Raw genomic sequence first — 23,379 nt, 5'->3', positions numbered from 1 at the left:
CCTTTATGCCTCTTCGATACAGATAGCGATATCTTTTACTTCGTAAATGCGTAACCCGTCTTTGCTGAGGTTTGCGTCGCCTACGATGATGCGTTTGCCGTTTTCATCTTTGACTGCACTGATGTGCACATCCAGCGACATTTGTTTATTCAATGGGTTAATTTGGCCACGGTACTTCCATTTGATGTCAGATAAAATCTGGCCAAATTTCGGGTTAGTGAAACCTTTACCTAAGTCTTTGCTGATGGCATAAGTCTGCATTAACTCGATAATGGCTTCAACGCCTAATGAACCTGGCATGACAGGATCTTGATGGAAGTGGAATTGGAAGAACCAATCACTTGGGTCAATGGTGCGAGATGCCGACAAGTAACCTAAACCATTTTTACCACCTTTATCAACGATTTCAGCTTTGTCGATAAAGTTAAGTTGACCGCCAGCTAAGCGATAATGTGGTTGATTAGCGGGAGCATGGAACACGCGAGATTGCTTATCAAGTAAATCAACAGTGATATCAGCAGGGACGTTATTTTCAACATGCCATGGTTGAGTGATACGGCCGTTATCAATACCTAACTGGTTTTTAAGCGCATCGCCTTTAAAGTAGCCAAATACCGCGCTGCCTTTGTAGAAGGGCTCACCGTCAACACTTAAGTCAAATGTGAAGCTTTGAATGATGTTGCTACCAGCAATAACGGTTGATAATAGCTTTGAATCATTAACAATGGTTTTGCCACGTAAATCAACATCACGTAATAGTTCACCACTACCGTCTAAGTTACGGAAGAATAATTCTTCACCTGGGAAGCCTAATGTGGTGCCCATGTAGCCTGAAATAAAGCCGTTTGGTTGCAGTGAAATTTCCATCAACACTGAATAAGGCATGACAGAGGCGTGGCTGTTTTTAGCGAAATACCATGCATCAGTTGGCACTTCATATTCTGCGATACACGATGACGGCTTTTTCAATTCGCCACGTTTACCTTGAATATCAACGATACGAGTCGTTAGCTGTAAATCGCCACATGGTGTGCGCGGTGGAATGAAACCACGGTAAATACTAAAGTCCGGCCCAAAGCAGTTTTCAATATTGCCAGTGGCAAACTCAAACATATGGTACGCAGTGAATGGCAGGGTATCAGGAGTACGATTTGGATAATCAGGCAACACAGGTGCTTCAACATGTTGCAGTGGGATAACACCTTTATTGGTTGGTGCGCTTAAGTCTGGTAATTGCGCCATTAACGGTGCATTTAATGATGCTGGCGTGTTGTGGCTATTGTTCTTTTGGACTGCGCCAGAGGTTGAATGTGTTTCAGAAGAGTCGGCAGTGTAACGGGTACATTCACTTTCTTCTTTAATCATCACCCCAAGGTTTTGGAAGTCTACAACCGCTTTACCATTGAGCAATATTTCAATATTAGCTTTAGCATATGGGCGAGGGTGAGTGCCAATTTCAGTGACTTCCATGCGGTAAGTCAGCTCACCGTGCTGCGGCAGAACTTGACCACGACAACGTACTTTTTGTGAAGCATTCTCTAAAGGCTGGAAGCGACCATTTTCAACCAAGGTGTGCATACCAATGTGCAGCATAAAGAACTGCAATAATTGGCCACAACCTTCAGCCATTAATGAACCAGCCATCACTTGATCGCCCTTAAAGTGACAAGGGAAATACCAATGATTAGGTGCTAATTGTTTATGGCCTTCAATAAAGCCTAAGCCCCAAGCGCCGCCATGGACGTCTAAATTGCCTACTTGCTCAATCATCAAGAATTTTTCAGAGGCAAAACATAACGAGTCTTGCTTACCTGATGCTTGCTGGTGGTTATGGTGTTCGCCAGCAAAACAGCTGCCAATATCGCCATTGAGTAAGTGATGAATTTGACCATAGTCAAACTGGGTCTGAGCACAATGTAATAGTGGTTCAAAACGTGGTTTGTTCGGTGTATTTAACGCCGCTTCACGAGTTTTAATTTCATCTTCGGTGTAAATAACCCCTTTACCGTCATCTAACTCTTGATCGGTAAAGAAGCCAGCACAGCCGCCATCCATTTTTAAAACCATCTTATCGCCGACGAAACATTCGTAAGAGAAGAAGAATAATAATGTCTCGCCATTCTTTGCGAAGTTGTTGATTTTAATGTCGTAGCGCAGTGTGTCACCGCCACGAGGTAAATCGCCTAAGAAAGTCAGCGTACAATCAAGCAAACGGTAAACACGCTCACCTTTGTTTTCAAAATCAATGCCTAAATAACTGATCAACATTAAATCACACTGGCCTGACTCAACAGCAACCGCCCAAGGAATTTGAGCATCGACTAAGTAAGGAGCATCTTCAGGGATGTCATACTCGGTGGTCATGCTACAAGGCTTATATTGGTTCATCGTTGCATCTAACTTAGTGACACGAGATACCAATAAGTAATCAGTTGTCGGTAGGCGAACACGGCGAGAGTAGTTATCAATCACGGCATAATCTGGGCCAAATACTTTGGCAATATCACCTTCGGCATATTCTACTAAATCAGCGTAGTTCCAAATACATGGCTTTTCCGCTGGAATAGGCGCTGTGTACGGCGGCACATTTGCATGATCCGGACGCAAGATTGGCGCAGAGGCTACTGGCTGAGCTAATACATTTTCAGCTTGGACGGGCGCTACAGCTTGTGCAGTCGATTGGGCAATATAAGGCTGACCATTTGCTTGTGCTACCTGCTGTTTTAAAAGCGCATCAGCGACTTTTAAGCCTTGCTCACGGCTCTTTAAAAATGCTAGTTGCGCTTGATGTGCTAACCATTGGTTTTGCTCGAAAGCCGATAAATGTGCTGGTGGCACTTGGCTAACGGTTGCAGCAGAGCTCGTCACTAAAGACGTTTGAGCTGACTGAGCTGCTTGAGCAGTAGGCGTAGCCACCTTGGGTGTAGGGTTAAACTGGGTTGAACGATCAGAAAACGGCATAGAAGTCTCTGTAGTCATTGAATTATTGTTAGCGGACATAGGCGCTGAATTGGCATGAGCTGGGGCGATAAATTGGCCACGGTCATGTAGGTTCATTACAGTAGTAGGTGCAACAGGGTTAAGCTTGGCAACTTTCGCTCGAATACTGTCAATGTTATCCAGTGGCGCATCAACAATATGCTGGTAGATGTCACGACCACCTAAACTGACTTGCTTAACTAGGCTCAATTTCTTGGCCGTTTGCGCTTGTATATCAGTGTTCATACGAGTGCTCATCGCACTTGCTTGTTCAGCATTTTGGCTGATAAGAAGTTGTGAACACTGGTTTTCGCTCAAGGTAGCGATAATGACCTTTTGGTTAGGCTTATTGCTCAGTTTGCTATCCGAGTAAGCGTTCTGCACAGAAGTATTCAATCGAGTTTTCAATAAGCCATGCAATAAGCTGGCAATACCTGAAGCGGCAAAAGTATGTCCGATACAAGATTGCGCTTTGCTGGTGGTCGATTGGCTAAATAGCTGCGATAGCATTTGCGCATTATCAATATTAACCAAATCAGGTGCTTGGTTTAGCTCTAATAAATCAATATCAGTTGCGGCTAATCCAACAGGAGTTAACACGTCATCGCTAATGGTTGAAAGCTGGTCTGTATGACCAAACGCCAAACTGTCGATGGTGCCATAACTATGGGTGCTTGCTGAATCTAGCGTATCTAACGCCCCTAAACCTTGATGGATTAGGTCGCAGTGCTCGCTATCAATAGCGGCTGCTTGCAATACTATTGCGCCAGCGCCTTCACCAATATTGAGTGCTTGATTTGAGCCTGTTTTATCAATGCTTGCCGTTTTCAGTACGATATTTTCAATACTGCCTGACAAGTCAACTGCAGCAATGATGACTGCATCTAAAGGCTCTTGACGAGACTCCATTGCTAGTAAGTTTTGCGCCACATCAATACAGCGGTTAACCGATTGCTCACCGGCTGAAATCGTAAAGGCAGGGCCATTAAAATCCCATAATGATGAGATGCGCGACGCCATAATATTACCGATGAAGCTGGTATATTGATTTAACTTAGCGGCATCTAACACACTGTCCATCGCAATGGTTTCTAATGCTTGATATTCGCTATCAGATAAGCTCACGCCATGAGCTGTTAAGCTGGTTGCAATTTGGGTATGTAAGTTAACGCGGCCGCGGAACTGATGTAGTTCAAGTTCTGTTTCCATTGCAACCAGAACCGCCACTTTGCTACCTGACTCAAGCTTGGCATCATGAATGGCTTCATCTGCTACTTTCATTAATAAAAGTTGCTGTGAGATTAAGCGGTCATCTTCATTAGGTGGCACTTTAAAGCGTAAGAAGTCGAAATCAAATTGATCAATATAAGCGCCCATTGGTGCACTTTGTGCTAAACCAAATTGCTGCAACAACTCAGGGTGTTTGTCTAAGCCTTTCCAGCGTTTAGCGGGCAAAGTCGTAAATGCACTTTGGTTGCTGTTTACCGCAGCGGCAAAGGCATTAACGGTCGACAATGAACCAAAGTGCGATGCCATACCGGTAATATGCATTGGCATTTGCGCATTGATGGTTGTTGCAGGCGTTACACTTGCATTATTGGGCGTGCTGAGCGCAGCATCAGGACTCTTTACAAAGTATGACTCAACCAATAAATGGGCATTACAACCACCAAAACCAAATACTGACACACCAGCATGACGAGCCGTATTACCTGTTTTATCAGGCCAAGGTAGAACATCATTTGGCAAGGTTGCAGGGCCAAACATTTCTGATGGTGATGCAATCGGTGCGCTGATGTTAATACTTGGCGGCAGAACACCTTGGCGCATTGCAAAAATCATTTTCATGATCCCTGGCATACCCGCAGCGGTGAGCAAGTGGCCTAAATTCGACTTAGCAGATCCAATCAGTGGCGTGTTACTGCCTTTGAGTTTGTCGCTAAAAAAGCGCTCCATTGAAGTCAACTCCACTTTATCTCCCAAAGGAGTGCCTGTGGCGTGACATTCAATCACCTCAATGTTATCTGGGCCAAAGTTTTCATCGTGCATGGCAGCATCGGCGTAAGCACGCTCGAACGCTTTAACTTGGCCATCGCTGTTTGGGCTTAATACAAATTGGCCTTTGCCGTCATTTGATAACCCGATACCGCTCACTAGGGCATAGATATGATCGCCATCGCGCTCAGCATCTTCAAGGCGTTTTAGCACTAAAACACCAGCGCCTTCACCGGCAAATAGCCCTTTTGAATTGCTATCAAAAGGCGCTGAAATACCATGGTCAGGGTAGGCATGGAAAATGGAAAAACCCATATTAATAAAGAATGGGTCAGCGCCAGAGACTGCACCAGCAAGCATCATGTCAGCTTTGCCTGTATGTAGGTAATCACAGGCAAGTTTTAATGAGTAAACCGAGCTTGCACAAGCAGCATCAAGGCTTAATTGCGCAGCACCTAAGCCTAGAGCGTCGGCCACTAGTTTTGATGCATTGTGAGCAATGGCGCCGTTAGACAAAGAGGCTGGCGTTTTTTGCTCGCTATATCCTTCACTATCAAATGGCTGCAATGTGAAACTGGGTTGTTGTAGCTTATCTTGCAACGCTTTCTCGACCGCGCTGTGATAAAGCGGCACAAACAACTCATTGGATTTAGCCGTTGGAAACGATAGGGTTCCCATGATAATGCCGGTGCGGTTTAATGCGCCATTGTTTTGTGGGTTTGTTATATCAACACCAGCATCATTCAATGCTTTACGTGCTGTGTCTGTTGCCCATAAAAAACTGTCGTCAAGACCGTTAAATTGCTCGGCAGGAATACGATAGCCATTGGCATCAAAACTGAAGTTTTGAATGTAGCCGCCTTTATCACAATAAAAACGGTCAGACTCACCTTGCACACCTTGATAGTCAGCTGGGTTTGCATTGAGCTTTTGGCTGCTAATTGTGCTTCGAGAGTCTTTTTTGTCTAATAAGTTTTGCCAAAATTTAGCGGGCGTATCCGCATCGGGATACTGAGTCGCTAAACCGACGATGGCAATTTTGGGAACGTTTGATTGAGAACTCAAGATTGTTCTCCTTCTAATTGTGGAGCTAACTGAGCGGCTTGGCTTTGGTGACGGTTTTCGCGAGCAATGCTAGCGGTCAACAAATGGGATAAATTCTCAGTTAGATATTGTAGAGATAAAGGCACTTTATGCGAAATAAGCTGAGCGATACATTTAAGCAGTGCTGTTTGATCATCACCTTTGGCATTGATTGCAATGGCTGACAGTGGCGCGTTTAAATGTGAATCGGTATTAGCTGCAGTGCGAGCAATTTTATCTATCAAGGTACTGGTTTGCCTATCTGCGCCAATTTCAACAAATAAACGTGCACCTAGATGACGAGCATTATTCACCAGTTTAGTGAAGTTCAGTGGCTGACAAAATGTATCTGCAATGGAATTGGCGATGTCCTGACTGGTCAATGAAATAGGCATTTGACTCGCAGCACTAATGAATTTGATGCTACTTGCTTGTGCATCAAGCACATCTTGGTCGTGCAAAGCTTGCTGATAAAACGCTTGAACATTATCACGAATAAGCATGGCGGGTTGCGTGTGCATGGCTGTGACACGATTTGCTGCAATGCCACGTTTACCGATTTGTTTCAATAAGGCTTTACAGCTTTGCTCACAACCCGCTAATACACAGGTATCACCTTGTATAATCGCTAAATAAGCGCGAGGGTAATCGGCAAGCACGGCTTCTATTTCAGTCGGCGCAGCACGCACAACAAAGCTATTCCAAACAATATCTTCACCCTGTTCGAGTTGCCATGCTTGACGGACGCAGTCGAGTCGGCCTGAAATATCAGAGGTGAAAATACTATTAGTTTGAGTGGCTTCAATCATATTGTGAGGCGTTTTCCAGACATCAAGACTGGCCCACATAGACGCTTCACCCATTGAGTAACCCATGGCAAAGTTAGGCTTAATGCCGAAATGCTCAGTGAGCACTTTGGTTAGGATGTAACTTGCGCCTACACCTGCAATAGCCAGTTCACCTAAGCTCATGTCGGCGGTTTTAGCATTTTCCGCATAAATGCTATCAGCTTGCAGCATGGCTTTGACATCACCATCGCGCTCTAGTTGTGCAAATAAAGCTGGAAAGTAGCGCGGCAGTTGAGCAAACATTTGCGGGTATACCGTGCCCACGCCAGGGTAAACAAAACACAGGCCATTATTGCCAAGTACTTTATCTGAAGTGAGATGAAAGCAGCTTCCTGACGGGGTTTTGTGCTCAATGCTTAAGTTGCTTTTAGCTTGAACTTTAACTTCACTTTTTGCAGTTGTCTCAGCTTTATCAATCGCGCTAAGCATGACATTGATTTCACTTACTGCATTAGTCACTGAATTTGCCATAACGACAGCCGATAAAGGCTGGGTCTGATCAAATTGCTTTAGCTGGCTAAGCATGAAGGAGATAGCTGTGCTGCTACTCTTGTCATTGTGATCAGGCAGCGCTGCCAATTGAGTGCTTAATTGTTGCAGCTGCTGTTTCATCGACCCAAGGTCATTGGCTGATACAGGCAAAAATAGTCGATTTTCATCTACCAATGAACTTGCTTGAGCAAGCTCAGTGCCTTGGACAAAGACTGCACAGTGTTGCTTAAAACCTTCACTAAAATTAAAGCTGACAACGCGATTTTGGTGCATTTCAGTAAACCAGTATTGAGCATCAGTTGGCTGATTTGCTGAAACTGCATTTGGCACACTGCGAGTTGCAATGCTGCCTATCAGCATAACCAACTGGGCAAACTTATCTTTATAACAAGTTAATTGAGTCGCATCGACCTGAGTAGGTTTAATGTGTGCACGCTTGGCTTGAGCTAAAGCCGCATTTATTGCACTTGGCATATCATCAGCTTCACCCATACCGGTTAAGTAGGCATGAGGATGACAACGATGTTTAGCCGCCACAATCGCTGGCATCATTAATAAACGATACGGTAATTCAGGGTGACTGAGTAAAACCGTATGTTGCTGTTCGATATGGATGATGGCTTGAGCAAAATAGTCATTAAAGCTAAGTGCTGTATTAACAGAACTTTCACTCACAACATGTTCACTCAAACTCGCATCTAAGCTTGATACATCGATATCAAGATCAATTGCTGAAGCGCCAATGACTTCAGCTAAAGAGCAAGGCTTAATCGCTACAAAGTTATTGGCACTAAAATCATTGCCTGAAGATGTTGCGAATGAGACTTGCTCATTCGCAACTAGCTTTAAAGCAATTCGCATGCTTTTAATGGCAGACGTTGAAGGAGACAGTTGATTACTCACACAGACTCCTGCAAGTCAGCAATAGCCTTAGCAGGGGCTAAAAATGCCTCATTTAAGCTTTTGCTGATGGTCGTTTTTGCGCTTAGCATAGTGCAGCTTAAGCGGCCATCTTGGTGATAAAGTGCAATATCAGCCGTTAACGAGCGGCTGGTACTTTTAAGCACATTCAACACTAAATAACCTTTATCGCCTGAGGCGAATGGGGCGTAAGTGGTTAATTCACCAATGGTTGACGGTAAGCTTGCAGCATCGTGTTTGATACGTGCCCACACTAACATGGCTTGTAAAAGTAAATCTTCAGCAAAAGCCTGACTACCACCTAACGCTATTTTCGGTGTAAAGCTTGCGCAATCTATAGCGTTAACTTGAGGCAACTCAACTGAACAAACCAATTGCTCATCGTTGGCAATTAACAACTGCTTTATTCCTTGCAGGCGAGGGCCGTGGAATAAACTGCCATTGCTATACAACTCACTATCAGTGCTAATGACTTTGCCTGAGCTTGCTAATTGCTGCGCATTTTTTGCCGCTGCAGGTAGCGTGGTTGAAACCGCTTCTTTAGCAACTTTCTCATTAATAACCTTCTCGTTAACAACCTTCTTGTTAACTACTAGGTTTGCTTGATACTGAGGTCTTAGCAAGCTATCAACGGCATCACTTTGCATACGGCTAGCAATCAGTGCTTTTAAGCCTGATTCAGTTTGCGTCAATGTCAGCGTTAATACTTGTGGTTCTTTAGTCTCGAAAATAATGCCTTTCAGCAATTTATAATCTTGAACCGTCACAGGCAGACCACACAATTGTTGCGCTGTTTCACGCATCCATTGTATGGCGCACACTGTCGGTAGTACTGGGTTACCCGCGATGCAATGATCTTCAAGGAAGGGCATTGCAACTGGGTTTAGTACACGTTCAACAGTAACCGCGTTGTTGACAACACGGTTAGCAGGAGTAGTAAAAGAAAGAATCAGCGAACCCTCGGCATTAAGCGAAGAGTCCGCATTAAGCTTTTTTACAGCTGCGCCTGTTTTATCTGCTGAGCTTGAGCCCTGCATGCTTGAACCAATTAATAACTGCACGCCCGACTCAGACAATAGACTGTGAGCAAACAAGTTTGCGCCTTTATCGAGTGGAATAACGTATACACCGCGCTCAACAAACATTTTCTTCAATGCTGAACTGACCATTCCGCCATCCCAAGGGCCCCAGTTAAAGCTCATTACTTTAGCTTGCGGGTAGTTAGCTGCAAGTTGAAGTGCTGTCTTGTTGAGGATCTCATTAGACATTGAGTAGTCACTTTGGCCAGTATTGCCATAGAAACCGGCTGCTGATGAGAACATAGCAACCAGTTTTAACTTGCTTGCATCAATCGCATTGATGATGCCTGCAAAGCCCGACACTTTAGTGCCATATACACGGCCTAACTCAGCTAAGGTTTTGTCTTGAATGTGTTTATCAGCGAGTACACCAGCACCATGAATGATGCCTGTAATCGGTTTAACACCTGCAAGAGATTGTTTGATGGCGGTATCTGAGCTGACATCCATGCTGATGTACTCAGCACTTGCACCGACAGCTTTAAATGCGGCTAATGAGCGATCAATTTCTAAACTGCTGGTAATCGGCCAAACTAAGGCATCAATTTGCTTAGGTGTTGGCTTGTTACCTTGAGATTGAATAAATCCGATAGCAGCAGCTTTTAACTGACTTGTGTTTACTTCACTAACGTTAGGCGCAGTCGCTATGACACTCTTTGCCCAAGTTGGTAAATCACCGGCTAAATGCTCACTGCGACCAGCAAGGATAAAGTGCGACTGAGTTTGTTTGGCAAGAGTAAGGGCACATTCAAATGTGACACCTTTAGCACCACCAGTGACCAATACAGTATCTTCACTGTTTAAAGATGTGGTTTGGTAACGGGTTTGAGCAGTTGTCGTTGCTGAGAGTGTATGACGACCTTGGTCGCTAATACCCACTTCAGCTGTTGCTGTATCAACATCAAATAACTCTGCAATAACGGCTTGTGCTAACTCGACAGCTTCAAAGCTTGGGGTAATATCCAATGCTCTACAGAACACAGTTGGCCACTCATGACCTAATGTTTTAGTTAAACCTGATAATGCAGCTTGGTTTAGCTCAGCCTTTGCAAGCTCGTTATTGTTTAAGTAACCGAATCCACCATCAATGCGGCTAACAGTCATAAAGCTTACGCGCTCAGTTTTAGCCAGTTCAGCAAATGATTGCTGAAGGTGTTTAGCCATCAAGAAAGCTTGCTCTACAGCTACAAAACCTGCATCACTTAATGGCAAAGCACCTTGTGCTGCTAGTTGAGGTTGCAGGTGAACAAAACCGGCAATCTTATGCTGCTTGCTAATTTGAGCAATGATATCGCTAATCGCGTCGTCATTGACCGCAGATAAAGTGAAGCTGGCAATATCACTGCTCAGCGGTGATTGCGAAGATGTCACTGACTCAGGACTACGAATAACGGCGACGGTTAGGCCTGTTGCTACTAATTTTTCAGCTAAAACACCTGCGTTATGGCCGTCATCATTGATAACGATACAGGCGTCTTTTGAAAAACCGTCAACTAACTTATCCGCCGCTGGTAGCTTTTTTAGCGCAACTTCCTGATGAGGAGGTAAGTCAGTTGCTAACTCAGCTGCGGGTGCAGATTGAGTTTCAACGCTCGCTTGCTTTTTGTTCATAGCGCCTGCGGCTGGCAGTTTAGCGCCCATATAAGATACGATTTCGCCTAGGGTGCGACACTCTGCTAAATCTTCAGGATTTAATTCAGGTAAGCCTGGTAGCTCGTCTTGAACCGTCCCTAAAATTTCAACACGCTTGATCGAATCGATGCCTAAATCCGCTTCCATATCCATGCTTAATTCAAGCATTTCAGTTGGGTAACCGGTTTTTTCAGCAACCACAGTCATCATTGTGCTTTGAACTTGCTCTGCTGTTAATGCTGACGAGGCGCTCAGGGCTGTTTCTGGGGTTGAGGCAGCTACTTGAGAAGCGCCTGCTGCGGCCTGTGTATTAGCGCCTGCGGCGGGTAGTTTACTCCCCATATAAGATACGATTTCACCTAGTGTACGACACTCAGCTAAATCTTCAGGGTTAAGCTCTGGTAGCGTAGGAAGTTCATCTTGAACTGTACCTAAGATCTCAACTCGCTTGATTGAATCGATGCCTAAATCCGCTTCCATATCCATGCTTAATTCAAGCATTTCAGTAGGGTAACCTGTTTTTTCAGCAACTACAGTCATCATCGTGCTTTGTACTTCTTGTGCGCTCAAGGCTGTTTCAATACTTAAACCTGATTCTGGTGTGACTGTGTGAGTCGCATCTGCAGTATTGCTGTTCATAGCGCCTGCGGCGGGTAGTTTACTCCCCATATAAGATACGATTTCGCCAAGAGTACGACACTCAGCTAAATCTTCAGGACTTAGCTCTGGCAGTGTTGGTAATTCGTCTTGAACTGTACCTAGAATTTCAACACGTTTGATTGAATCGATGCCTAAATCCGCTTCCATATCCATGCTTAATTCAAGCATTTCAGTCGGGTAACCAGTTTTTTCAGCAACCACAGTCATCATCGTGCTTTGAACTTCTTGTGCGCTTAAACCTGATGCTTGAGCAGCTACTTGAGAAGCGCCTGCTGCGGCCGGTGTATTAGCGCCTGCAGCTGAAGTTGTAGGAAGCTTAGAATTCATATAGTCAACAATTTCACCAAGTGTACGACACTCAGCTAAATCTTCAGGACTGAGTTCAGGCAGTGTTGGCAGTTCGTCTTGAACAGTACCTAAAATTTCAACACGCTTGATTGAATCGATGCCTAAATCCGCTTCCATATCCATGCTTAATTCAAGCATTTCAGTTGGGTAACCGGTTTTTTCAGCAACGACTGTCATCATAGTGCTTTGAACTTCTTGCGCACTTAACCCCGTTGCTACTTGAGCAACGCCTGCGGCGGTACTTGTAGGCAATTTAGAGCCTTCAGCTGGTAACTTAGAGTTCATATAAGATACGATTTCGCCAAGCGTGCGACATTCAGCTAAATCTTCAGGGCTTAGCTCTGGCAGTGTTGGCAGTTCGTCTTGAACTGTACCTAAGATCTCAACTCGTTTGATGGAATCGATGCCAAGGTCAGCTTCCATATCCATGCTTAATTCCAGCATTTCAGTTGGGTAACCTGTTTTTTCTGCAACGACTTCTAGCATGGTATTCAGAACTGTTTCAGCGCTAAGGCCTGGTGCTGAAGCCGAAGACTGAACTGGTGACGCAACTGGGGCAGAACCAGCAGCTGTTAGCTGAGAGCCTTCAGCGGCACTTGCAGGAAGTTTAGCGCCTTCAGCGGGTAGCTTGGAGTTCATGTAGTCAACGATTTCACCAAGAGTACGACACTCAGCTAAATCTTCAGGGCTTAGCTCTGGCAGTGTTGGTAGTTCGTCTTGAACAGTACCTAAGATTTCAACACGTTTAATTGAGTCGATGCCTAAGTCTGCTTCCATATCCATGCTCAATTCAAGCATTTCAGTTGGGTAACCGGTTTTTTCAGCAACCACTTCTAGCATAGTATCCAGAACAGTTTGTGTGCTCAGGGCTGTTTGTGAGCTCAGGGCTGTTTGTGAGCTCAGGGCTGTTTGCGCGCTCTGAACTGTTCCTGCGCTTAAGCCAGCAGGAGCAGTTACTGCAGAATCTGTTACTACAGGAGCGGCTACAGGAGCAGGTGCTTTAATTGGTTCAACACGTGGGGCTGGAGCGGCCATCGCTGCAGGTTTAGCTGCAGGTGTGGCCTTTACTACTGGCGTGTTTACGGCAGGAGTTTGTACAGGAGGTGCTACTTTCACCGCTTCAACTACTGGTGAATTAACGTCTGGCATATTAACAATTGGTGCGTTAACAACAGGAGCAGTAACAGGTGTTTGACCCGTTAGCATGTTTAATGCATTTTGGCTTGCCTGAGCTTGCTGCTCTAAAAACAGGGTGTGACTTTGCAGCGTTTGTGCTTGATGCTGATGGAATAACTCAATCGAGCGTTGCAAGCTTTCAGGAATAGCTTGGCCTGCAGCAACCATTTTACTTTGCTCTGCCATCAAGTGAGTAAAGGTGTCACCGTATTGTTGTGGAATGGCCAAGAATTGTTGATGCAGTTCAGCGGCTTGTTGCTGTGCATTAAAGAACGCTTCTAAACTGCCTGAAGCAGGAGTAGCCTGAGCTGATGCATGAGGTGCTATTGCTTGAGGCGCTGCGTTAGACACTGTTGTTGCGCCAGATGTGGCAACTTCAACATATTCAGTTTTAATGACTTCTTTTTCCACGATCTTCTCTACTACTTTTTCAACAGGTTTTTCGATAACTTTCTCAACAATTGTTTCGACAACTTGAGAGGTTACTTGGCCTGTTGCTAATGATTTTTCCATCTTGGCACGAGTAGGTGCACTGATGTGGTTGGTTGCATTGAGTTTAACGTTCATGCCTTTTGGTACCGCAGGAGCTGCGATTTCAGCTTGATAAGGGTCAATGCTTGAGAGTGGCGCACCTAAAACGCTAAGTTGCATAGCTGCAACACGAAGTTGCACATCACTGTTGCCCTTAGGGTTTGGATTGATACTGATAACGGATACCGCTTCAGCTTTATTACCTAGGGTCGCTTCAACCAGTTTTTGCAGAATGTTCTTAGGGCCGAACTCGACAAATACGCGCGCTCCCGCATCGTACATATTGTTCAGCTGATCAGTAAAACGAACTGATTGCAGCATATGTTGCTTGAAAGCGGCTTTAATTGATTTAGCGTCACTTGGGTGTTTGTCACCAGTGGCATTTGAGAACAGGTCGACTTTGCTCGCCGTGAACTTAGCTTTATCAATGGCTTTAGCAAATGGCTTTTGCGCATGCCCCACAAGTGGTGTGTGGAAGGCGCCAGAAACAGGTAGCGCGATAGCTTTAAAGCCTAAAGCAGCAATGGCTTTAGCTGCATCGGCGCAGCTTTGTGTTGGGCCTGCAATAACTAGCTGAGTGGCTGAGTTGTAGTTAGCCACCTTAACGCCTTCAAACTCGCTAATGCAGCTTTCTAATTTAGCGATGTTATCGCTATTTGCAGCATCATTTTCATTAGCTGACAAGATAATGGCGTACATCGTGCCTTTATCTAATTCATTGCCATCTTTATCAACTGCTGATGCGGCCATTGAAGCGCCGCGAGCATAGGATAATTGGTAGTAGTCGTCATTAGAAATAACGCCAGCAGCGCAAAGAGCTGAAAGCTCACCAAAGCTGTGACCTGCAAACATATCTGCGCTAAAACCTGATTGAGTAAACAGTTGGTATTGGCTCATGCTCATTACACCAATGGCGCTTTGCGCGTTATCAGTGCGGGTGAGTAAAGCTGCTTGCGCATCTTTATCTGCTTTTTCAAAGGCTGGAATTGGGAACATCACTTGCGATAATGGCGTTTTATCAAAGCTTGCAAATACCTTGTCGGCTTTGATTAATTGCTGGCGCATTTCAGGGAAGTGACAAGCAACATCAATCCCCATGTTGACGTACTGAGAACCTTGACCTGCAAATAATGCTGCTACTTTCGGTGTGTTAGCTGCTTTTTTACCTTTAGTCGTCTTTTGGTTGGCATTAATCGTGATGAGCGCAGATGAGCGATAGCTCGTACCTGATGGTAATTGCCATGCTTCAGCGTCGTTACTTAGCTGCTTTAACGCTAAACCAAGTTGAGTGGTTAATTCATTAAGGCTTGAGACCACAAGACCCAAACGGGCTGCTGAAGTATCTAAAGTGCGAACAGCATATAGTTTAGCAATGCGGGCAAGTTCAGCTTGTTCGGTGCTGCTGTTATCTGTGCCTTTAAGCGCGCTGATGTCAGCGTTAAGCTTGTTGATTTCTGCAATGAGCTCAGCTTTATTGTCAGCGCTAATCAATAAGCTTTGTGCTACTTGGCGCTGACGATATTTCTCATCACGGCTGTGCTCTGGGCTGTATTCTTCTAGTACTAAGTGGAAGTTTGTGCCACCAAAACCGAACGAACTTATACCAGCTCGGCGTGGTGTGCCATCAGGGCGAGGCATCCAAGGGCGAGTTTCAGTGTTAATGAAAAACGGTGAATCCTCAACATTAAGCTTAGGGTTAGGCTTAGAGACGTTGATGGTTGGCGGCAGCACTTTATGATGCAGTGCTAACGCCGCTTTAATCACACCCGCGGTTCCCGCAGTTGATTTAGTATGGCCCACTTGTGACTTAACTGAACCTAAAGCAATGTGTTGCTTGGTTGAGTCATTCTCACCAAATACAGATTTAAGACCATTAAATTCTGCCACATCACCCGCTGCAGTGCCTGTTCCGTGAGCTTCAATTAAGCCAACGGTTTCAGGTGCAAAGCCGGCGTCATCATAAGCACGCTTCAGCGCTTTAGCTTGGCCTTCAGGTCGAGGTGCATAAATTGATTTGAACTTACCATCAGATGAAGCGCCGACCCCTTTAATGACTGAGTAAATACGGTCACCGTCACGTTCAGCATCTTCAAGACGTTTTAATGCCACCATGCCAATGCCTTCACCAATCATCATGCCTTTTGAGTCGATATCAAATGGCTGAATCGTTTCATTGGTGGTAAACGCTGGGGTTTTTGAAAAACTCATGTACATCGATGGCGAGTTATCGGTACACACACCACCTGTGATCATCATTTCACTGCGGCCTTCAACCAGTTCGGTTAAAGCCATTCGCATTGCCGCAAGTGAACCTGCACATGCTGCATCAACCACACAGTTCATGCCGCCTAAGTCAAAGCGGTTAGCAATACGACCAGCAATAACATTACCAAGCGATCCTGGGAACGAGTTTTCTTCCCAGTGAATGTATTGGTCTTGGAACTTTTTGATCAACATATCGCTGTCGGCATCGCTTAGACCACTGCTTTTAAATACTTTTTTAAGCACAGGGTATTGCAGACGTGCTGTTAGGCTGGCATTAATTTTTTGGCCACCACCCACACCCAGCGTAATACCAATTTTATCGGTATCGTACTCAGAGGTAACGCCCGCATCTGCAAGCACTTCTTTGGCAATCACTAATGACAATAATTGCGAAGTATCGGTCAGTTCTAGGATATTTGGCGGCAGGCCAAATTCCATTGGGTTAAAGTCCACTTCAGGGATAAAACCACCGCGTTTACAGTAGCTCTTATCTGGGGTGCTCTTGTCAGCATCAAAGTAATCTTCAGCGCGCCAGTGGGTATCAGGTACTTCGGTAATAGCATCAATTTTTTCGCTGATTAAGTCCCAAAACTTATTCAGGTAACGAGAGTTGGCAAAGATACTGGCCATGCCGACAATGGCAATAGGCATGTCTTTAAGACGTTTATTCAGTCTTGTATCTTGCGACTCGTTATTATCTTGAGAGCTAGTCTCAGGATTTGTAGGGGCTTGGCTCATTTTGAGTCTCCAGTGTTCAGCTGATCCTTAGCTGATTTATTTTTTTGGTTTGCCGCTTCCGTGGATTGTAAAACTGTTGCGCCAGGAAAGCGGGCTAAAAAGGTGTGGTAATTTTTGACTAATAACTTACGTAAATGAAACGGGCCGTGCTTTAACACATAAGCGATATAACGATTTGTCGCTTGTGTGTGATTGTCTTGATATATGTCGAGATACACCCAGTCGGTTGCAAAGTCGACACCGAGCAAAATGGAATAACTGTCAGCTTGAGTGAGTTGAGGTGGAATCGTTAACGATACAACCTGTACAACGTTATCTGGTGTCGCCTCAGGTAATGCAAGGGTTTTAGCGAGCGTTTCAGGGTTCAGCGTATAAGTCGCTACATCTGTACCCTGAACAATAGGCAGCTGATTAAAATAACGCTCAGGCACATGAGGGCTTTCAAATTCATCTAGTTTTGATATGCCGTAGCGCTTTAAACATCGGGCTAAACCAGAGCGAGAGACGTTAGGGTTGATAAATTGTTGTGTGACGTGAAGCAATCTATCCAGTGACATTTTTAATTGATAACGAAGTCCCACAACCACGTATTCTTCCATTGGTGAAAGAGTGGTTTTCAAATGATGTGGAGTATTGGGCGTATCACTGATTGAGTCGCGCTTGCGCCACTTTCTGACAGTGGCTTCCGAGATATTAAGAATCTTAGCCAATTGACTAACACTGAAATCAGAAGTCTGAATAAATTGACGCATTTCAGGAGTCGTTGTTGCATTGCGATGGCGAACAGGGGCCATCGCAACATCGGTTTCTGATGTGGCTTTCTTAGCGGCTGTTTGAGTTACAGCGTGAGCTTTTCTATTTGCGGTCATTTAAGGACTGCCATAGTTCGATGAATACTCCGTACAATCTGTTGGGACTCGGTATAAAAACGTGAAGATTAACGTTTGTTCATCTTCAAAATTAGCGTTTTAGCACAATCGAGCATGCAGAGTACCTGAGGTTTCGGGTCGATACAATCACCCGAAACTAATTAATCACTGATACGACCAGAATTAGCTAACACTTGTAAGCCGAATGGGTGATTTTGTTATAAAAAACGTTGCCGATGTAAACACTGATCTAGGTCAATTCATCTGAGTTGTTAGCCCCGTATACTATTTTTATGCGCAATAAATAGCCAAACGTAAACAAAGTTAGACAAAAATATGGAAAGTTTAATAATGTGAAAACAGGAGGCCATTATGGCTGAGTTTACTACTGAGCAAACCCGTAATTTGGCTGTGCTCGGACATGTTGGAGCAGGCAAATCATCCTTGCTTGAAGCATTGCTGTATAGAGCTAAGGCAATATCGTTAAAAGGCAGGGTCGACAAGGGCACAAATCATGCTGATTTCACTGCCCAAGAAAAATCCCACCGTCACAGTTTAGAGCCTTCATTTTTACACCTTCAGTATCAACAGCATCATATCAACTTTATCGACACGCCTGGCTTACCTGACTTTTTCGGGCGAGCCTTATTACCTTTGCCTGCCGTTGAGTCAGTTTTGTTAGTTATTAATGCCGCCGTTGGCATAGAGTCTGTGACTAAACGTGCTTTTGAAGCTGCAAGAGCGCAAGGTAAAGCGGTGATTATTGCCATTAACCACCTCGACAGTAATCTCACGCGAGTGTCAGATGTGATGATCGACATTCAGCATCAATTTGGACACCGATGTTTACCGGTTAACTTACCCAGTGCCGATGGAAAAGCCGTTGTTGATTGTTATTTACATTGTGATGAAAGTGCAGAGACGTTATTTAGTCAACCTGCTAGTGCTAGAGATGAGCTAGTTGATACGGTACTTGAAGAAGATGAAGCGTTAATGACCTTGTATTTAGAGCAAGGTGAGTCGTTAACGCCTCAGCAGCTTCATGCTCCGCTAGAAAAAGCACTCAGAATGGGGCACTTAGTGCCAGTCTGCTTTACAAGTGCAGAACAAGATATTGGGATTAGCTCATTGTTAGAAATGCTGATCAAACTCATGCCAAGTCCACTTGAAGCTAATGCGCCACAATTTACGAAAGGATTTGGTGAACAGGCGACACCAGTAACAGTAACACAAAAGGCAACAGATCATGTTTTAGCCCATGTGTTTAGCGTTTCAATTGACCCATTTTTAGGAAGACTGGGCGTATTTAGGTTGTATCAAGGGACGCTGAATGTTGGCATGAAGCTGTTTATTGGTCAAGGCCGCAAACCTTTCAAAGTCTCTCACTTAATGAAGCTTCAAGGCGATAAACAAATTAATGTATCCCAAGCGTTTCCTGGCGATATTTGCGCTATTGCAAAATTGGATGCATTAAGTGTTGGTTCTGTACTACATGATAGCCATGATGAAGATGAATTTCATTTACCAGAACTGGAAGTGCCGCAACCTATTTTTGGCCTAGCTGTATCAGCCAAACGTCGTGGTGATGAACAAAAGATCTCCGATGTTCTCAATAAACTGGTCGCTGAAGATCCAAGTTTACACATCACTCGAAGTGAAGTTGAAGGGCAAACCGTATTGCAAGGTCAAGGGGATTTGCATTTAAAAATTGCGCTTGAAAAAGCGCAAAATATGTTCCACCTCGACATGGATACTGATACGCCGGCGGTGGCTTATCGAGAAACCATCACCGAGAAAGCACAATGCCGTTATCGCCATAAAAAACAATCAGGCGGATCTGGCCAATTTGGTGAAGTTGAATTAGCCATAGAGCCACTTGAGCGTGGTGAAGGTTTTGAGTTTATTTCGAAGGTGGTTGGTGGCTCGGTGCCAAGTCAATATATTCCAGCAGTAGAGAAAGGCGTGCGAGAAGCCATGCTAGCCGGTGAGTTAGGTGGCTATCCATTACAAGACATAAAAGTCACGTTATTGGATGGTAAACACCACAGTGTAGACTCTAAAGAAATTGCTTTTGTGATGGCGGGTAAAAAAGCTTTTATAGAAGCAGTATCGTTAGCAAAACCTGTAATGTTAGAACCATTAGTTGATATGAGCATTTTAGTTGGGCAAGAGCATGTCGGCGAAGTGACAGGTGACATTAGCGCATCTAGAGGCATTATTTGTGGAACGCAGGCCAATGCCAATGGACTTGTTGAAGTCAGCGTTGAAGTGCCACTTGCCAATGTCAGTAGCTACTCTTCAAAACTTAAATCTATGACAGGTGGAGAAGGTCAGTTTTCAATGCAGTTTAGCCGTTATGATGTTTTACCTAAAAAGGCGGTAAAAGCACTGGTAGATTGATTGGCAAATACTTATTGAAATAACAGATGATATGCAAAGGGTTAAGGATGGCTTAACCCTTTTTATTTGTCTGAACCTTCCATTATTGGTTTAAACCTTAGATGACATTTTCAATCAACATTGTTTATGTGTTGAATTTATGTGTTGAATTAGCGACCTAGAACAAGCGACAATGTCTTATTGCAATTATAAATGCGAGTTTAGTTTGAGCCCTTTACCCACGATTCAATTATTTTTTTGTCCTTTAGATACCAATTTATTAGATGAGAAAACCGTCTCTACAGTGCGTTCATGGTTATCTGATGCTGAGATAAATAAAGTGGATCGTTTTATTCAACGCACTGCTCAACAGCAAGGGTTAATGGTGCGTGGGTATTTGCGCAGCGTATTATCGAGCTTTGCAAATATCGAACCAGACGATTGGCAATTTGAGTATGGTGAGAAGGGCAAACCTAGGCTATCGGCTGTGCAATATAAACAAACAGGCTTACAGTTTAATTTAAGTCACAGTGGTAACTGGTTGCTTATTGGTGTCATTCACTCCAAAGAGGACGCTTCAATGCCCATTCAATTGGGGGTCGATATTGAACGCCGCCGAGAAAGCACGAATATCCATTCAATTTTACATCACTATTTTTCAAAACCAGAAGAAACTGCATTATTGGCGTTACCTGAAAGTCAGCAGCGTGAGCGATTTTTCGATTTATGGGCACTGAAAGAATCTTATATTAAAGCAAAGGGACTGGGACTGGCCTTGTCGCTTAAATCGTTTGCATTTGACTTATCTGCGCCGAGCTTAGCTAACCTAACATTAGATGATCAGTTGTTGCCAATTCAGCATGATATTTCACTTAGCTTATTGAAGCCTATAGACGTTGATGAGCTTGAACAGACTAATGATGTTGAGTCTTGTTATGAAGTCTCACCTTTATGGCAATGTTGTTTAGGTAAGCTTAATCATTCATACCGATTTGCTGTGAGTGTGGGCGAGTTCGCTTTTGGCGAAAAGCCATTAACACTTCAATTAAAGGCAAAAAAAATCAGCTGGCATGAACAAATAAAAATGTTCATAAAAACCAACTGATTTATCGAACTGTTAAGGTTTTTGGATGTTTAACTGCTAATCAAAAACGGCTTATCAGAACAATCTTCCCTCACTTGTCTTAGTCGGTCATTGTCGCTTTAAACTCTCATGCCATTACTCTTGGTAAAGTAGTGAATATCAGCATAGAAGCAGAGTGAAAAACTTTGCAGCCGAATTTCGTTAAGTTATGAGCTAATGAGTATGCTGTAGCGGTACGATTTCAAAATCAGGATTGAATTGCACCAATGTTGATGCAATTTTGGCAAATGCTAATTTATCACCTTGCATACTCGCAGCTCCTGATTGCATTAGCGCTTTCATATCTGCTTTACCTAATAATATTGCCACGACATCAGACTTATTAATTGTCAGTGTGGCATCGGCTTTTTTGGCCTTGTCTACTCTGATATTACTCAAGTTTCCGTTACTTAACTCTACAAAGAGCGTGTCAGTTTTATCGCCGCTTTGTGTCACTACATTTAAAGTGATATTACCAAGTTCAGCAGCTTTTATACTGTCAACTTTAACCGCAAGGAAATCGAACAAGGTCGACGTATCCATTTCGCTGATAACATCAGCGGATGCGGATTTAGGTGCGCCAGGTTTTATGCCAATACGTAACTCTTGCGCACCGGTTAAGTAAATATTTCGCCAACCAGCTCCTTCGGCTTGGTAGCCAAGTTGCTCATAGGTATCGGCAAGTAATTCTCGGGCTTGGGGGTGTTGTGGTTCGGCCATGACCACCTTATTTAATGCAGTGGCGACAAACCGATACTCGCCTTGATTGAAGTCTGCTTGCGCTTTTGATACTACATTGTTGGCGCCGCCCATATATTCTACAAACTTAATTGCTTCAGCCTTTGTAGGTAAGGGGTTTAAGTTGGCTGGGTTCATATCAAAATAGCCTAAATACATGTTGTACACAGCTTTAGCGTTATGGCTGTATGTACCGTGATAACCATTGGTGTACCATTCGTCTTGGACATTTTGTGGAATGGTTTCCATGATTGCATCACCAATATCTTGTATTACCACACCTTCATTGGCTAAACGTAAAGATTGATTATGAACGAGGCCATAATTATCTCGCTGCATGCGAAGGTAATGATTAATTTCTTTATTTCCCCATACCGGCGCAGAATGTGAAGCAAATAGTACCTGAACATTTTCGCCAAATGCATTAATCATCTCGTTAATGTCTTTGGACCATTTTAATGCGTCGCGAACTTTAGCGCCTCGTAAGGTATAAATATTGTGCATACCATCATATGTTAATTCGCCTGACCATAGCGCCTTCATAGACGGTATATAGGTGATCATTTCACTGGCAGCTTCAGTGCCAGATGCATCCATAAAGACCATTTCAAGACCATCAATGGTCAAGGTTTCCCATTTGCCTTGATGATGAAGTTCATAATCAGGTTTGACGTATGTGATTTCGCCTTTTGATAAACCTTTTGCTAACGCTGCATCGACAATTCCGTGATTGTGTTTATCGAGTGTAACGCCGTATTGGTAAGCCGCTCGACGGCTCATGACATTACCCGCGAGTACATTTTCATCCACTATCTCTTGGGTAATATTATATGAACCATACACTTTGACATCAGGGTAGCGTTCCTGAACGCCACGGGCACCGCCGAAATGATCTGCATGACTGTGAGAGTAAATCATTGCAACAACAGGTAAATCTTTGCCCTCAGGCAAGTGAGCAAAAGCAAATGTTAATGATTGCTGAACAGCTTCTTTAGTTAATAAAACGTCATATACAATCCAACCCGTTTTACCTCGAATAAGGGTTAAGTTAGATAAGTCAGTGCCTCGCACTTGGTAAATGCCATCAGTCACTTTATAAAGTCCGTCTGGTACCATATTAAGTTGAGCTTGGCGATATAACGAAGGGTTGACTGAATCAGGAAGCGTGTCACTGATAAAGTTAAATTCTGCACGCAGTATCTTGGCGGTGGCTTCATCAAAAGAGGCAATTTTATGTCGACTAAAGCGCTCAAAAGCGGATTTATCTTCGAACGGTAACTTTTGTGCTATGGCTTTGTTGTGCTCTGCGGTAATGGGCGTCGCAGGCTTACCCTGGTAGTCAAGACTGATGTGGTCATGTTCGTGCTGCGCAGCAGCCACTGCATTGGTAAATGATAAACTGATGACTAAAGCAACTCGTGTTTTTCTCATGTAAGCCTCGGGTACTTTTTATTGTTAAAGATAAGTTATCAATAAAAAGCCCAAATATAACTATAGCTAAAAATGGTTAATACATTTACTGT

At 44.0% G+C, this 23,379-nt stretch carries 7 protein-coding genes; 2 read left to right on the top strand and 5 right to left on the bottom strand.

The window, feature by feature from the left end; genetic code table 11:
• Nucleotides 1-3: 3 nt before the first annotated feature.
• The 4 genes from J8L86_RS01530 to J8L86_RS01515 are packed head-to-tail and all read right to left on the bottom strand — an operon-like array spanning nt 4 to nt 17,541.
• Nucleotides 4-6,039: a beta-ketoacyl synthase N-terminal-like domain-containing protein gene (locus tag J8L86_RS01530; protein WP_211028375.1), complete on the bottom strand. Its 6,036-nt coding sequence runs from the start codon at nt 6,037-6,039 to the stop codon at nt 4-6.
• Nucleotides 6,036-8,300 (bottom strand): PfaB family protein, encoded by a 2,265-nt coding sequence (locus tag J8L86_RS01525; RefSeq protein ID WP_211028373.1) that lies wholly within the window; start codon nt 8,298-8,300, stop codon nt 6,036-6,038. Before J8L86_RS01525 ends, J8L86_RS01530 begins: the two co-directional genes overlap by 4 nt.
• The gene (locus J8L86_RS01520) at nt 8,297-16,747 is read right to left on the bottom strand and encodes a type I polyketide synthase (protein ID WP_211028371.1); all 8,451 of its coding nucleotides are present in this window, start codon (nt 16,745-16,747) and stop codon (nt 8,297-8,299) included. The genes J8L86_RS01525 and J8L86_RS01520 overlap by 4 nt, the downstream gene beginning before the upstream one ends.
• Nucleotides 16,744-17,541 carry a helix-turn-helix domain-containing protein gene (locus tag J8L86_RS01515; protein ID WP_119968831.1) on the bottom strand — a complete coding sequence of 266 codons (798 nt, stop codon included), beginning with the start codon at nt 17,539-17,541 and terminating at the stop codon, nt 16,744-16,746. Before J8L86_RS01515 ends, J8L86_RS01520 begins: the two co-directional genes overlap by 4 nt.
• A 447-nt stretch (nt 17,542-17,988) precedes the next feature.
• On the opposite strand from J8L86_RS01515, the gene fusA reads away from it, so the two are divergent.
• Nucleotides 17,989-20,016, top strand: coding sequence for an elongation factor G (fusA, locus tag J8L86_RS01510; protein ID WP_211028369.1), 2,028 nt, complete (start codon nt 17,989-17,991; stop codon nt 20,014-20,016).
• 361 nt (nt 20,017-20,377) lie between these two features.
• Nucleotides 20,378-21,100 (top strand): 4'-phosphopantetheinyl transferase superfamily protein, encoded by a 723-nt coding sequence (locus J8L86_RS21255; protein WP_211028626.1) that lies wholly within the window; start codon nt 20,378-20,380, stop codon nt 21,098-21,100.
• A gap of 192 nt (nt 21,101-21,292) precedes the next feature.
• Here J8L86_RS21255 and J8L86_RS01500 read toward each other — a convergent pair whose 3' ends face one another.
• A complete protein-coding gene (locus J8L86_RS01500) occupies nt 21,293-23,287 on the bottom strand; it encodes an alkyl sulfatase dimerization domain-containing protein (protein WP_211028364.1) in 1,995 nt (664 codons plus the stop codon).
• Between the last annotated feature and the right edge of the window lie 92 nt (nt 23,288-23,379).

It is taken from the genome of Shewanella sp. MMG014, assembly GCF_018100775.1.
GTDB lineage: Bacteria > Pseudomonadota > Gammaproteobacteria > Enterobacterales > Shewanellaceae > Shewanella > Shewanella japonica.
This window is presented reverse-complemented; position numbering and strand designations above follow the sequence as displayed.